Here is a 14,289-nt window from a genome sequence, read left to right on the forward strand (position 1 = left end):
TGCGGATCGGTTCAACAATTTGGCGGTGTGGAACAGCGGAAAAGGAGCAAGTTACAGCCGGTCTGCTGAAAATTTGTGCAGAATGGCTATTTTGCAGGCAGGGCGTTGACCGCATCGCCCAGCATGTCCAGCGCCGTTTGAACTGCTGCGCGCCGCACTTGGGATCGGCCAAGCGGGCCGAAGCGCATTTCGCGATGCACCACCCCGGCAGCGGATGCGGCGGCGAAATGGACCAACCCCTCGGGCTTGCTCTCGGACCCGCCGGGGCCGGCCACTCCGGTGATCGCGACGGTGACTTGTGCATCTGAATGCGCAAGCGCACCTGCCGCCATTTCCCGCGCGACCTCTTCCGACACAGCGCCCACCGCATCAAGCGTGGCCTGCTCTACACCCAAAAGCGCCACTTTCGACGGGTAGGAATAGGTGACAAATCCACGGTCGAACACGTCTGAGGAGCCGGGCACATCCGTGAGAGCTGCGGCGACAAGCCCGCCAGTGCAGCTTTCCGCCGTGGCGATCATCAGACCCTTTGCGCGGGCCGCGGCCAGCAGCTCCTCGGCGGTCATCCCAGCCATCCATGGGAAAAGGCCGCGCCCAGCAGCGTCGTCAGCGCGACAATCGCACCTGCAACCACATCATCCATCATCACGCCAAAGGGCGTTTTCATCCGGTCGAAATAGGAAACCGGCCAAGGTTTGGAGATGTCCAGAAGCCGAAACAGGACAAAGCCCATCACCACACCGGGCCATGGAAAGACGTGCGGTGCGGCCCCCGTGACCCATAGACCCGCCGACAAGCCCCAAAGGGCGATCCACTGGCCGACAACCTCATCAACGACAATCTCTGACGGGTCGTGATCCGCGCGCCCAGCGGTCTCCACCCGCGTCGCCCAAAGCCCGACGGCAAACACAACCACCGTCGCCACCAGCAACAGGGGAAATCCACCGAGCCAATGCAAACCCCATGCAAGGGGCAGGGCTGCGAGGCTCCCCCATGTCCCGGGTGCCTTGGGCAGAAGGCCCGCCCCAAACCAAACCGTGATCGCGCGTGTCAGGGTCATGGCAGCACCACCGTTGCCGTTGCCATCGCGGCGATCCCTTCACCCCGGCCGGTAAAGCCAAGCCGTTCGGATGTGGTTGCCTTGATGCTCACCCGGTCCAGCTCGATTTTGCAGATCTCCGCGATTTTCGCGCGCATCGCGTCGGCATGAGGGGTGATTTTGGGGAATTCGCAGATGATCGTGCAGTCGATATTGCCGATCCGTCCGCCGCGCGCGGCGATCCGCTCCACCGCCTTGTCCAGAAAGATATGAGAGGCCGCACCCTTCCACTGTGGGTCGGAGGGCGGAAACCAGCGCCCGATATCGCCTTCTGCAATCGCGCCAAACAGCGCGTCGGTGATGGTGTGCATGGCGACATCCGCGTCGGAATGGCCCTTCAGCTTATGGGTGTGGGGAATGTCGATGCCACAGAGGGTGACCACGTCGCCATCCTCGAATGCATGCACGTCAAACCCGGTGCCAGTGCGAAAATCCATACGCTGCCTCACATACTGCTCAGCCCGAGCAAAATCGCCGGGCGTGGTGATCTTGAACAAATCCTCCGATCCGGGCACGGACGCAACCGAAATCCCCTCAGCGCGGGCAATCGCCACATCATCGGGCAAGTCGCGCAGCACGGCGCGGTGCGCGGCATGGATCGCGTCGAACTGAAATGCCTGAGGCGTTTGCGCCCGCAACAGGTGATCGCGGCTGACGCTATAGTCGAGCGTATCGGCCCCTTGCCACAGCGCATCCACCACCGGCAGCACCGGGCAGGCACCATGGGCGTGCTCAAGCGCCGCAATCAGGCCGTCAACCACCGATGGAGGCACAAAAGGGCGCGCCGCGTCATGGATGAGCACGATATCGGGCCGCAGGGGTACCAGCGCATCAAGCCCAGCCCGAACGGAGGCGGACCGTGTCTCCCCCCCGATGACAGGGGGATGCAGGCGCAGATCATCCGGCGTCGCCGCGCGATAGGGGCGGCGATCATCGGCATGGATCACCACTTGCAGATCGGTGATGCGCGGATGGGCAAGCAGGTGATCCAGCGTCCAGCGCAGGATCGGTTGACCCGCGACCGGTACATATTGCTTCGGCCCCGGCTGCCCGGCGCGCGTGCCGCGCCCGGCGGCGACGATAAGTGCGGCGATGCGCATGTCTGGCCAACCTTTTCGTTTCCAGCGCGAGGATGCCGTTTTTTGAAACCAGCGGCAAGCAGCGCGCGCGGATGCTTGATTTAAAGGCAGTGCTACGCTATCCGAGCTTAGCTGCACAAGGAATAAGCATGTGACCATTCAGATCGGATCACTCGCGACACCATCGCCTGTTTTTCTTGCACCTTTGGCGGGAATTACGGATTTGCCCTATCGTAAATTGGTCGCCCGGTTCGGCGCGGGGCTGGTCGTGTCCGAAATGGTCGCCAGTCAGGAGGTCGTGCAGGCCCGTCCCGAAGCCCGCGGAAAGGCGGAGATTTGCGGCGATCTCGAAGCCGCCTCCGTCCAGATTGCAGGGAATGACGCCTATTGGATGGCTGAGGCCGCGAAATACTGCGCCGGGCAGGGCGCGCGGGTGATCGACATCAATATGGGCTGCCCGGCCAAAAAGGTCACCAATGGCTATTCCGGCAGCGCGTTGATGCGCGATCCGAACCATGCGCTGACATTGATTGAGGCGGTGGTGGGCGCGGTTGACGTGCCGGTGACGCTGAAAACCCGGCTTGGCTGGGATGATGAGATGCTCAACGCTCCCGAAATCGCCCGCCGGGCCGAAGGGGCAGGCGTGCAGATGATCACGATCCATGGCCGCACCCGATGCCAATTCTACAAGGGACGGGCCGATTGGGCCGCGATCCGTGACGTGGTGGAGGCCGTCTCCGTCCCCGTGATCGCCAATGGTGATATCGTGGACAGCCGGACGGCAAGACAGGCCCTGGGGCAGAGCGGGGCGCAAGGCGTGATGATCGGGCGCGGCGCGCAGGGGCGGCCATGGCTGCTGGCGCAAGTCACCGCTGATCTGATGGGCAGCACGCAACCTGATGTGCCAACGGGTGATGAGCTAATCGACATGATTTCAGAGCATTACGAGGCGATGTTGTCCTTTTATGGGGTGCCATTGGGCCTGAAATGCGCGCGCAAGCACCTTGGCTGGTACATGGATGACGCGCAGACACCCGCGCTGCTGCGCCGCGCGGTGTTGACGGCGGAAAGCCCGCAAAAGGCGCTTTCCCTGTTCGCGGATGCCTTTGGCCCGCATCCGCTGGAGGAGGCCGCATGACCGCGTTTGAACCTGTCTGGAACGCCATTCCCTATCCCGCCTTCGTCATCGACAAGGCTGGTGTGATCGTATCCGCCAATATCGCGGCGGAGCATTTCGCGGCACAGTCCCAACGGGCGCTTGTGGGCCGGAAATTCTCCCGCTTTTGTGGGGAGGATGGCGCGCTGATGGATTTGGTCGGGCAAGTGCGGCGCGCGGGCGTGTCCTTTGCCCAGCATGACATTGATATCATGTGGCTCGATATGCCGCCGCGCACGGCTCATATCCACGCCGCACCTGTCTATGAACGGGGTGAAGATATCCTCATCCTGATCCAGCCGCGCAGCATCGCGGAGAAGATGGATCGCAGCCTGTCCCACCGGTCTGCCGCGCGCACGGTGACGGGGATGGCCGCGATGCTCGCCCATGAGATCAAGAACCCGCTGGCGGGCATATCGGGCGCGGCACAGCTTTTGGAAATGAACCTGTCAGAAGCGGATCAGGAACTCACAACCCTGATCCGGGAGGAAACGGCGCGCATCTCCAAACTGCTGGACCGGGTGGAGCATTTCGGCGATCTGCGCCCGACCGCGCGCCAGCCCGTCAATGTGCATGACATCCTGAACCGCGCGAAACTGTCCGCCGCAGCAGGATTTGCCAAGCATGTCCGGTTTATCGAGGAATATGATCCGTCTCTCCCGCCCACTGCCGGGGACAAGGATCAGTTGATGCAGGTGATCCTGAACCTGATCAAGAACGCGGCAGAGGCCACACCCGCCGTGGGCGGCATCATCACCCTGCGCACCGCCTATAGGCCCGGTGTGACCATGGCCCTGCCTGGGGGTGGGCGCGAAAGCCTGCCCTTGCAGATCTCCATTTCCGACAACGGAAAGGGCGTGCCGGAGGATCTGAAGAAAGACCTGTTCGAGCCGTTCGTGTCGTCAAAGGCAGCGGGCAGCGGGCTTGGCCTTGCGCTGGTGTCCAAGGTGATGGCCGATCATGGCGGCGTGATCGAGTATGACAGCGATCCGGGATGGACGACATTCCGTATGATGCTGCCCGTTTGGAAAGAGCCGCGTATGCGGAAAGGAGCAAGCTGATGGATGGAACGATACTCCTCGCTGATGACGACCGCGCCATTCGCACCGTGCTGGGGCAGGCGCTGACCCGCGCGGGCTGCCGGGTGCGCTCCACGGGCTCTGCCACCACCCTGTGGCGCTGGATCGAGGAAGGGGAGGGCGATGTCGTCGTCTCTGACGTGATGATGCCCGATGGCGACGCGCTCGACCTGCTGCCCGCGATCCGCAAGAAACGCCCCGATTTGCCCGTGATCGTGATGAGCGCGCAGAACACGGTGATGACCGCCATTCGCGCAGCCGAAGCGGGGGCCTATGAATACCTGCCGAAACCCTTTGACCTGAAAGAATTGCTGGAACAGGTGCGCAAGGGTTTGGCCCAACGGCCCGGCGGCAAACCTGCGGCGGTGGTGGATGACACGCCGGAGCGGGAGGAAAACCTGCCGCTCATTGGCCGCAGCCCCGCGATGCAGGAAGTCTACCGCATCATGGCGCGGCTGATGAACACCGACCTGTCTGTGATGATCAGCGGGGAAAGCGGGACAGGCAAGGAGCTGGTCGCCCGCGCGCTCCATAACTTTGGCCACCGCAAGAACGGGCCATTTGTGGCCGTGAACATGGCCGCCATCCCGCGCGAATTGATCGAGGCTGAGTTGTTTGGCCATGAGAAAGGCGCGTTTACCGGCGCGACGGAGCGGAATGTGGGCCGGTTCGAGCTTGGCAATGGTGGAACCCTGTTTCTGGATGAGATCGGGGATATGCCGCTTGATGCGCAAACCCGGCTCTTGCGCGTGTTGCAGGAGGGCGAATTTACCCGTGTCGGCGGGCGGGAGGCGATCCCGGCCAATGTGCGCATCATCGCCGCGACCCATCAGGATCTGAAATCCCTGATCATCGAGGGCAAGTTCCGCGAGGATCTGTTTTATCGTCTGAATGTCGTGCCCGTGCGCCTGCCACCCCTGCGCGAGCGGCTGGAGGATATCCCCGATCTGGCCCGCGCCTTCCTCAACCGAGCGGAGGAGGAAGGACTGCCCCGCAAGCGGATCACGCAAGATGCGCTTGAGACCCTGAAACGGCAAAGCTGGGCTGGGAATGTGCGCGAGCTTGAAAACCTCATGCGCCGTCTCGCCGTGCTGTGCCCGGATGAGACGATCTCCGCGACAGAAGTGGAGCAGGAGGTGGCCTCCCGCCCATCCATGGCAGCAGAGCCAAAGGCGCAATCGGGGCAGAAGCTCTCTCAGGCGGTGGAAGGGCATTTGCAGCGCTATTTCAGCTTGCATGGCAACGAATTGCCACCGCCGGGCCTTTATGATCGGATCATCCGGGAGGTGGAGATGCCGCTGATCGCGCTTGCCCTGTCAGCGACGCGCGGAAATCAGGTGAAAACCGCTGAATTGCTGGGGATCAACCGCAATACGCTGCGAAAGAAAATTCGCGAGCTTGACATTCCGGTCACACGCGGCAAGAAATTGATGTAATCGCGCAACAGTAAGGCCGAAAGACATCTCGTGATCTCGCGCCGCCGCCGCAGTTTCCTTCGTCTATGGCAACGCTTTATGTTGTTCAGTCGCCGCGAGTCCGTGCGCACCATTGCGCTGTTCGGGTTTGTGGCGCTGGGGCCGGTGCTTGCGGTTCTCACTTTTCTGGAATTCGGCCATATCGACACGCCAGTATCCGCGCCATCGCTGCGGATCATCCTGACGGCGGACCTCATTTATCTGCTGCTGATCGCCGGATTGATCGCGCGCCGCGTGGCCGAAGCCGTCGCTGCCCGGCGCGCGAAATCGGCAGGGTCGCGATTGCATACGCGGCTGACGGGCGTGTTCGCGCTGGTGGCACTGGCGCCGACGATCCTTGTGGCGCTCTTTGCGGTGGCGACGATCAATTTTGGCTTGGAAAGCTGGTTTTCTGAGCGTGTTCAATCGGTTGTTGGAAATTCTTTAGAAGCGGCGGAAGCCTATCAGAGCGAACATCGCGAGGATTTGCGCGTTGATGCCGCCGTGCTTGCCAATTACATCAACCGTAACAAGGATCGGTATCCGTTCATTGATCCGGCGGACCTGCGCGAATTGCTGTCCACCGGGCAACAGCAGATGCAGCGCGAATTGAGCGAGGCCTATATCATCGACGGGGGCGGGGCGCTGCGTGCGCGGGGCGTGCTCAGCTATCTGTTCGACTATGAGCAGCCCTCCGAGTCCGATCTGCGCATCGCGCGTGCGGGGCAGATCGTGATCCTTGAGGATTGGGAGAACAACGAATTTCGCGCGCTCGTTCATCTGACCTCGTTTGTCGATCGCTACCTTTATGTCACGCGGGAAGTGGACGGCCAAATCCTTGAATTGCTGGACGAAACCCGTGCGACCGTCACCCTCTATGAGGAGTTGGAGGGAGAGCGGGGCGGGCTCCTGTTCCGCTTTGCGCTGATTTATATCGGCTTTGCGGTGATCGTGATCTTGGGCGCGATCTGGCTCGCGTTCTGGTTTGCCGACCGGTTGGCGCGGCCCGTCGCACGGCTGGCCGGGGCGGCGCAACGGGTCGGGGCAGGGGATTTGGACGTGCGCGTGCGTGAGGAGGAGGGCGATGACGAGATCGCCATGCTCAGCCGCGTGTTCAACCGCATGACCAGTCAGGTCAAACGCCAGCGCGACGCGCTGATTGTGGCGCGGAATGAAAGCGACCGCCGCCGCCGGGTGTTTGAGGCGGTGTTGTCGGGCGTGTCGGCGGGTGTCATCGGGCTTGATGAAACAGGTCGGATCGACGTGATCAATGACGCCGCGCGCGGTCTGTTGACGCTTGGCGATGAGGATTACACAGGCCGGATGCTGGACGAGGTGCAACCGGAATTCGCGGCCCTTATGGCTGGGCTTGGCGATGGGAAAGTCGCCCAGCAACAGCTTCAAATCACGACACAAAAACGGGCCGAAGACCTGTTGATCCGCATCACGCGGCACAAGGTGGACGAGGACCATTTCGGCTATGTCGTGACCTTTGACAGCATCACCGATCTGATGAGCGCGCAGCGGATGGCCGCGTGGGGGGATGTGGCGCGCCGCATCGCGCATGAGATCAAGAACCCGCTCACCCCGATCCAGCTTTCCGCCGAACGGATGAAGCGAAAATATGCCAAGCAGATTGATGAGGGACGCGACGGGTTTGAGCAAATTGCGGACGTGATCGTGCGCCAAACCAATGACCTGCGCCGCATCGTCGATGAATTCTCGAAATTCGCCCGGATGCCCGAGCCAGAGAAAAAGCCCGAAGATATCTGTGCGCTGATCCGTGACGCCGTGCTGCTGCGGCAGGACGGGGCGCCCGATATCCGATTTGAAACCGATCTGCCGGATGCGCCCGTCATCTTGCGCCTTGATCGCGGGCAGATCGGGCAGGCGATTGGCAATTTACTGAAGAACGCGGCAGAGGCCGTAGAGGCGCAAGAGGCCGATGGCCCAAGCGAGGTACATCTTGCCCTGACCCGTGATCCATATGTGACACGGATCACCATTACGGATACAGGGATCGGATTGCCCGATGGCGGGGCCGCGCGCCTGTTTGAGCCCTATGTGACCAGCCGCGAAAAAGGCACCGGGCTAGGGCTGGCTATCGTCAAGAAGATCATTGAGGACCATGACGGCACGCTTGACCTGCGCAATAGCGACAATGGGACCGGGGCCGTGGCGGAAATCGTTTTTCCGGCAGCCCTGACAGCGGTCCCTGACATAACAGAAGAAACGAATGAGGCGCTCCATGCATGATGGAACGAGCCGGGATAGCGATATCCTGATTGTGGACGATGAACAGGACATCCGGGAGATCGTGTCGGACATCCTCGCGGATGAAGGGCACGGCACCCGCGTTGCGTGGGACGCCGATGGCGCACTGGCAGAGGTGAACCGCGCCGCCCCCGATCTGATCATCCTCGACATCTGGCTGAAAGAAAGCCGTCTGGACGGGATCGAAATTCTGAAAACGGTGCGGCGGGACAATCCGTCCGTTCCCGTGATCATCATCTCGGGCCACGGGAATATCGAGCTTGCCGTGGCTGCCGTGAAACAGGGCGCCTACGACTTCATCGAAAAGCCGTTCAACACCGATAAGCTGTTGATGACGGTGGACCGCGCATTGGAAGCATCGCGACTGCGGCGGGAGAATGCCGCCCTGCGGGTGCGGGAGGAGACGGAAAGCCATCTGATCGGCTCAGGCTCTGCGATGCGGGCCTTGCGGGCGCAATTGGAGCGGGTGGCCCGGTCCAACGGGCGCGTGCTGCTCACCGGGCCTGCCGGCGCGGGCAAGGAGGTTGCGGCCCGGTTCATCCATGACCATTCGGCCCGCCATGGGCGGCCGTTTATCTCCGTTAATTCGGCATCCGTCTCTCCCGACCGGATGGAGGAAGTGCTGTTTGGCCGCGAATATGAGGACCGGCCCCATGATCCGGGCCTCTTTGAGAAGGCCCATGGCGGAACGCTATTTTTTGACGAAGTGGCGGATATGCCAATCGGCAGCCAGTCAAAGATTCTCCGCGTGATGCTTGATCAGGCCTTTACCCGCATTGGCGGCACGGACACGGTGCGCGTCGATGTGCGTCTGATCTCCGCCACCAACAAGGATTTGCCGAAGGAAATTTCCGAAGGCCGCTTCCGGCAGGATCTCTATCACCGGCTGAATGTGGTGCCGGTGGAGGTGCCGGGGCTCGATATGCGCTGCGAAGATATCCCGGAATTGTTTGATTATTTCGCAGCGCGCCTGAACACCGAGCAAGGCTTGCCCAAGCGCGCGCTGAGTGATGAAGCCGCCGCGACCTTGCAAGCGATGCCATGGCCGGGCCATGTCCGGCAGTTGCGCAATCTGGTGGAGCGTTTGTTGATCCTCGGGCCGGAAAGCGGGGCGATCTCCCTAGAGGAATTGCCGCGTGAGCGGGTCAGCGATCAGGCCAGCGGATCAGAGGCGCTCAACGCGGCCCTCGTGGGCCTGCCCCTGCGAGAGGCCCGCGAAGTGTTCGAGCGGGAATATCTGATCGCCCAGATCAACCGCTTTGGTGGCAATATCTCCCGCACGGCGGCCTTTGTCGGGATGGAGCGGTCCGCGCTCCATCGCAAGCTCAAGGCGCTGAGCGTCGTGACCACGGCCAAGGGGGGCGCGCGCATCGCGCGGTTGGACGAAGTCGAAGAAACCGAGTAACACTCGATGCTGAGGCGGCCCATGGCCCGACAGTAAGGATAAGTCATGAAAGTGATCGTCTGTGGTGCGGGTCAGGTCGGCTGGCAAATCGCCCGGCATCTTTCGTCGGAAAACAATGACGTGACGGTGGTGGATAATGACCCCGCGCTGGTCCGTCGGATCACCGACAGCCTTGATGTGGGCGGGGTAACTGGGTTTGCGTCGCTGCCTGATGTGCTGGAACAGGCGGGCGCGCGCGACAGTGACATGATCATCGCGGCGACCTTTTCCGATGAGGTGAACATGATCGCCTGTCAGGTCGCCCACTCGGTGTTCAAGGTGCCCCGCAAAATCGCGCGGGTCCGGGCGCAAAGCTATCTGGACCCGAAATGGGCGGATATCTACCGGCAGGATCACATGCCGATTGACGTCATCATCTCCCCCGAGCGCGAAGTGGCGAATGCAGCGATGCAGCGGCTCGCAGCCCCGTCTGCGTTCGATATCCAGAGCTTTGCCGACGGAAAGGTGCAGTTGATCGGGCTGACACTTGATGAAAACTGCCCGGTGCTGAACACGCCCTTGCGCCAGTTGACGGAGCTGTTTTCAACGCTCAAAGCCTATGTCGTGGGGGTGCGCAGCGGGACGAAACTGCGCGCGGCCTTCTCCGATGATCAGCTATTCGCGGGCGATCAGATTTATGTCGTCACCGATGAGGGCGATATTCCGCGCATGCTGGAGATTTTTGGCAAGTCCACGCAGGTCGGCAAACGCAATCTGATTGTGGGGGCCGGCAATGTCGGCCTGTCTGTCGCGAGTGCGTTGGAGGCACTGCCAAGCCGCCCGCGCACCAAGATTGTCGAGCGGGACCGCGCCCGCGCGGAATTCGCCGCGGACAAGCTCGACCGGACAATCGTTTTGCATGGGGACGGGTTGTCGATTGATATGCTGGAGGAGGCGGGCATCACCTCCACCGATGCGTTCATGGCGGTGACCGATGATGACAAGACGAACCTTCTATCCTGCGCACGCGCCAAAACGATGGGCGCGCCGCTCACCGTTTGTCTGATCAACGATCCGAGCCTTGTGCCGTTGATGAAGCCGCTTGGCGTGGATGCCTATATCAACCCCCGCGCTACCACCGTGTCCTCCATCCTGCGCCATGTGCGCCATGGCCGGGTGCGCGCGGTCTATTCCATCGGTGATGCAGAGGCCGAAGTGATCGAAGCGCAGGTGCTGTCCACATCCCCCATCGCGGGCAAGCGCGTGCGCGACACCAACCTGCCCGAAGGCGCGATGATCGGGGCTGTCGTCAAGGGCAAACAGGTCGTGATCCCGCGCAGCGATACGCTGATCGAAGAGACGGACGTGCTGATCGTGTTCGCCATGGCGCGGCAGGTGCCACAGGTGGAGCAGTTGTTCCGCGTCTCCATCGACTTTTTCTGATCCGTCATGCTGCCCTGGCGCCGCTTTCCCTTTTTCGTCTATGTCATCGCGGTGTCGGGGGCGGCGATGTTCGTGCCGACCTTTTATGGGGCATCGGTGGGCGATTTCGCCTCGGCGCGGCTATTCCTGTATTGTGGCGTGCTGATCCTGTTCTCCGCCGTGCTGATCGGCCTGTCCTTGGCCAATCGGCATGTGCGCGGACATGCGCGGTCGCATCTTTTGGCGATTGTGGCCACTTTCGTGGTGTTGCCCGCAATTCTGTGCATTCCCATCGTCGTACGCCTGCCTGCGCTGAGTTTTCTGGGCGGGTATTTCGAGATGGTATCGAGCCTCACCACGACCGGGGCCACGGTGTTCAGCAATCCGAATGTGATCCCTGAAACGATCCATCTGTGGCGCGGGATGATCGGGTGGATGGGGGGATATCTGATCGTTCTGGCGGCGTTAGCGATCATGGCGCCGCTGGATATCGGCGGGTTTGAAATCCGCTCCGCCATTCACGGCGCGCAGGCAGGGGGCGCCAATAGCGGCCAGCGGCTATTGCAAGGGGGCGACCGGCTCTTGCGCACCGCCCGGCAGCTGACCCCGATCTATGGCGGGCTGACGGCCCTTTTGTTTCTGATGTTGCTTTTTGCGGGGCAAGACGGGTTTTCTGCGGCACTCACCGCGATGGCGGTGATCTCCACAAGCGGCATCACGCATATGTCTGGCCCGATCAGCGGGGACAGCGGGATGCTGGTGGAGATGGTCATCGCCGTGTTTCTTATCTGTGCGGCGAGTGGCTTTGTGTTTGACGCCTCCCGCCGCCGCAACCCGCGAGAAGTCCGGCGGGATGTGGAATTGCGGATGCTGCTGTCCATCCTGATGATCGTTCCGGGCTTTCTGTTCATCCGCCATTTCATCGGAGCGATCGAGGTTGAGGCGCTTGGAGGCTTTTCGCAGGCATTTGAAGCGGCGTGGGGTCTGATGTTCACGGTGCTAAGCTTTCTGACCACGATGGGCGGGCAAAGCGCGTTTTGGGACACAGCACAAGCGTGGTCCGGGCTGGAAACACCGGGGCTATTGTTCATGGCGCTTGCCGCGATGGGGGGAGGGGTGGCGAGCACCGCGGGCGGGATCAAGCTTTTGCGCGTCTATGCGCTCTACAAACACGGGATACGGGAGATGGAGCGTCTGACCTTGCCAAATTCCGTAGCCGGGGCAGGGCAGGCGCAGCGGCGCATCCGGCGGGAAGGGGCCTTTATCGCGTGGGTGTTTCTGATGCTCTTTCTGCTCTCTATCGCGGTGTCGATGCTGGCGCTGGCGCTGACGGGGATTGATATGGTCACCGCGATGCAGCTTGCCGTTGTCAGCCTGTCCAATACCGGGCCGGGCGTCACCCTGATCATGGAAACGCCGGTTCTGTTCGGCTCCCTCAGTTCTGAGGCGCAATTGATCCTCTGTGCCACGATGATCCTTGGTCGGCTTGAGGCGCTGGCGCTGATCGCACTGTTCGATCCGACCTTCTGGCGACGCTAAGGATATTTCTATTGTGAATTGATATTGCGTCGCATTTGACTATGTGAAACTCATGAGCGTGACCGAACAGCCCGCGCAAGACGGACGAACTGGTTAGTAGGAATATGGCCCAGCCGGGGATGGGGCCGCAAAATAATGAGAGCATTCAATGCCCAACGATAAACAGAACCTTCAAGACGCGTTCCTGAATCACATCCGCAAGCAGAAAGTGTCGGTCACGATCTTTCTGGTGAACGGCGTGAAACTGCAGGGTGTGGTCACATGGTTTGACAACTTTTGTGTGTTATTGCGCCGCGATGGCCAGTCCCAACTGGTTTATAAGCACGCGATCTCGACGATCATGCCAGCCACACCGATCAGCCTCTACGACCCGGAGGACGAGGCCTGAGCGACCCCATTTTGACGCGTACCGCCGTCCTGCATCCCGACCTCAAAACCGGGAGAGAACGGCGTGCGCCTGAACACGCCCTTGAAGAAGCGGTCAGCCTTGCGCATGCCCTGAGCGGGCTTGAGGTTTGTGACGCGCGTGTCGTTCCGCTGAAAAATCCGCGGGCAGGAACACTATTCGGAAGCGGTAAGGTCAAGGAAATCAAAGACCTGCTTGAAGGTCTTGACGTGACACTCGTGGTCATTGATGGCCCCGTGACACCTGTCCAGCAGCGCAATCTGGAAAAGGAATGGAACGTCAAAATCCTTGATCGCACGGGTCTGATCCTTGAGATTTTCGCGGATCGGGCAGGGACACGCGAAGGGGTTTTGCAGGTCGATCTGGCCGCGCTCAATTACCAGCGCACGCGACTTGTCCGGTCCTGGACGCACCTTGAGCGGCAGCGCGGTGGACTTGGATTTGTCGGTGGCCCTGGTGAAACCCAGATCGAGGCGGACCGCCGCGCGATTGACGAGCAGATCGTCGTGATCCGCCGCCAGCTTGAAAAAGTGACGCGGACGCGCGGGTTGCACCGGTCGGCGCGCAAAAAGGTGCCATTTCCCATTGTCGCGCTTGTCGGCTATACGAATGCTGGAAAATCAACGCTTTTCAACCGGTTAACCGGCGCGGATGTGATGGCCAAAGACATGCTTTTTGCCACGCTCGATCCGACCATGCGGACGGTGGAATTGCCCGATGGCCCGAACGTGATCCTCAGCGACACGGTTGGCTTCATCTCTGATCTGCCGACGGAGCTGGTCGCGGCGTTTCGCGCGACGCTGGAGGAAGTCCTCGATGCCGATCTGATCCTGCACGTACGCGACATCTCCCATCCTGAGACGGAGGCGCAAGCCGCCGATGTGCGCGACATCCTCGACAGTCTTGGTGTGACAGAAACGAAACGCGATGCGATGATTGAGGTCTGGAACAAGATTGACCTCATTCCGCAAGAGGATCGCGCAGCGGCGCTGAATGTCGGCAATCGCAAGGCGCATGTGCAGCCGCTCTCCGCGATCACGGGTGAAGGGCTGGACGCGCTCATCTCTGCGATTGATGTGGCACTGCGGCCGGTGGAGATTGAGGATGAATTGCAGATGAGCCACGCGGCGGGGGAAGCAATGGCCTGGCTTCATGCACGCAAGCTCATACAATCCGTCGCCACGGATGAGCATGGCAACACGGTTCTTGTGAAGTGGTCGGATAAGCAAAAACGTCAGTTTGCCAAGCAGTTTCCAGCCATTCTTACACTACCGGACGATATATATATTTAACATAATTATGATTATATGATTTAGGCATTACAGGATGTGACATTTGGGGGGCTGGCGGAAAACCACTTGCTCCCCTATCTGCTAAGGCAGCAAGGACGGAACGAT

Annotated in this window: 12 protein-coding genes; 9 read left to right on the forward strand and 3 right to left on the reverse strand. The window is 61.0% G+C overall.

Annotated features, from left to right (window positions below; all coding sequences use genetic code 11):
- Window positions 1-86 precede the first annotated feature (86 nt).
- Genes FHS89_RS03915 through FHS89_RS03925 form a run of 3 tightly spaced genes read right to left on the reverse strand, consistent with a single transcriptional unit; the run spans window position 87 to window position 2,199 of the window.
- A complete protein-coding gene (locus FHS89_RS03915) occupies window positions 87-566 on the reverse strand; it encodes a CinA family protein (protein WP_184008741.1) in 480 nt (159 codons plus the stop codon).
- The gene (locus tag FHS89_RS03920) at window positions 563-1,060 is read right to left on the reverse strand and encodes a phosphatidylglycerophosphatase A family protein (RefSeq protein WP_184008743.1); all 498 of its coding nucleotides are present in this window, start codon (window positions 1,058-1,060) and stop codon (window positions 563-565) included. Before FHS89_RS03920 ends, FHS89_RS03915 begins: the two co-directional genes overlap by 4 nt.
- Window positions 1,057-2,199, reverse strand: a complete 1,143-nt coding sequence (locus FHS89_RS03925) for a bifunctional 2-C-methyl-D-erythritol 4-phosphate cytidylyltransferase/2-C-methyl-D-erythritol 2,4-cyclodiphosphate synthase (RefSeq protein ID WP_184008745.1) — start codon at window positions 2,197-2,199, stop codon at window positions 1,057-1,059. Before FHS89_RS03925 ends, FHS89_RS03920 begins: the two co-directional genes overlap by 4 nt.
- A 130-nt stretch (window positions 2,200-2,329) precedes the next feature.
- Here FHS89_RS03925 and dusB point away from each other — a divergent pair, with 130 nt between their 5' ends.
- From dusB to hflX, 9 genes are all read left to right on the forward strand, one after another.
- Entirely contained in the window at window positions 2,330-3,316 is a 987-nt protein-coding gene (gene dusB, locus FHS89_RS03930) for a tRNA dihydrouridine synthase DusB (protein WP_184008747.1), read from the forward strand.
- Window positions 3,313-4,395: a two-component system sensor histidine kinase NtrB gene (locus tag FHS89_RS03935; protein ID WP_184008749.1), complete on the forward strand. Its 1,083-nt coding sequence runs from the start codon at window positions 3,313-3,315 to the stop codon at window positions 4,393-4,395. The genes dusB and FHS89_RS03935 overlap by 4 nt, the downstream gene beginning before the upstream one ends.
- Window positions 4,392-5,849 carry a nitrogen regulation protein NR(I) gene (ntrC, locus tag FHS89_RS03940; protein ID WP_221229268.1) on the forward strand — a complete coding sequence of 486 codons (1,458 nt, stop codon included), beginning with the start codon at window positions 4,392-4,394 and terminating at the stop codon, window positions 5,847-5,849. Before FHS89_RS03935 ends, ntrC begins: the two co-directional genes overlap by 4 nt.
- Before the next feature lie 78 nt (window positions 5,850-5,927).
- Complete coding sequence (locus tag FHS89_RS03945; protein ID WP_184008753.1) at window positions 5,928-8,123, forward strand: sensor histidine kinase NtrY-like; 2,196 nt, start codon at window positions 5,928-5,930, stop codon at window positions 8,121-8,123.
- Window positions 8,116-9,546 carry a nitrogen assimilation response regulator NtrX gene (gene ntrX / locus FHS89_RS03950; protein ID WP_184008755.1) on the forward strand — a complete coding sequence of 477 codons (1,431 nt, stop codon included), beginning with the start codon at window positions 8,116-8,118 and terminating at the stop codon, window positions 9,544-9,546. The genes FHS89_RS03945 and ntrX overlap by 8 nt, the downstream gene beginning before the upstream one ends.
- A gap of 45 nt (window positions 9,547-9,591) precedes the next feature.
- On the forward strand, window positions 9,592-10,968 hold the full coding sequence (gene trkA, locus FHS89_RS03955; RefSeq protein WP_184008758.1) for a Trk system potassium transporter TrkA: 1,377 nt from the start codon (window positions 9,592-9,594) through the stop codon (window positions 10,966-10,968).
- A 6-nt stretch (window positions 10,969-10,974) separates the two neighbouring features.
- Complete coding sequence (locus FHS89_RS03960) at window positions 10,975-12,486, forward strand: TrkH family potassium uptake protein (protein ID WP_184008760.1); 1,512 nt, start codon at window positions 10,975-10,977, stop codon at window positions 12,484-12,486.
- Window positions 12,487-12,634: 148 nt separating this feature from the next.
- Window positions 12,635-12,874 (forward strand): RNA chaperone Hfq, encoded by a 240-nt coding sequence (gene hfq / locus FHS89_RS03965; protein ID WP_184008762.1) that lies wholly within the window; start codon window positions 12,635-12,637, stop codon window positions 12,872-12,874.
- Between the two features lie 11 nt (window positions 12,875-12,885).
- Window positions 12,886-14,184, forward strand: a complete 1,299-nt coding sequence (gene hflX / locus FHS89_RS03970; RefSeq protein WP_184008764.1) for a GTPase HflX — start codon at window positions 12,886-12,888, stop codon at window positions 14,182-14,184.
- Window positions 14,185-14,289 lie beyond the last annotated feature (105 nt).

The sequence above is a fragment of the Rubricella aquisinus genome (assembly GCF_014199445.1).
Lineage (GTDB): Bacteria > Pseudomonadota > Alphaproteobacteria > Rhodobacterales > Rhodobacteraceae > Rubricella > Rubricella aquisinus.

Coding starts and splice junctions, on each gene's coding strand:
- FHS89_RS03925 (WP_184008745.1), bottom strand. CDS start 2,199: ATGCGCATCGCCGCACTTATCGTCGCCGCCGGGCGCGGCACGCGCGCC.
- trkA (WP_184008758.1), top strand. CDS start 9,592: ATGAAAGTGATCGTCTGTGGTGCGGGTCAGGTCGGCTGGCAAATCGCC.
- hfq (WP_184008762.1), top strand. CDS start 12,635: ATGCCCAACGATAAACAGAACCTTCAAGACGCGTTCCTGAATCACATC.
- FHS89_RS03960 (WP_184008760.1), top strand. CDS start 10,975: ATGCTGCCCTGGCGCCGCTTTCCCTTTTTCGTCTATGTCATCGCGGTG.
- FHS89_RS03945 (WP_184008753.1), top strand. CDS start 5,928: ATGTTGTTCAGTCGCCGCGAGTCCGTGCGCACCATTGCGCTGTTCGGG.
- FHS89_RS03935 (WP_184008749.1), top strand. CDS start 3,313: ATGACCGCGTTTGAACCTGTCTGGAACGCCATTCCCTATCCCGCCTTC.
- FHS89_RS03920 (WP_184008743.1), bottom strand. CDS start 1,060: ATGACCCTGACACGCGCGATCACGGTTTGGTTTGGGGCGGGCCTTCTG.
- FHS89_RS03915 (WP_184008741.1), bottom strand. CDS start 566: ATGACCGCCGAGGAGCTGCTGGCCGCGGCCCGCGCAAAGGGTCTGATG.
- ntrX (WP_184008755.1), top strand. CDS start 8,116: ATGCATGATGGAACGAGCCGGGATAGCGATATCCTGATTGTGGACGAT.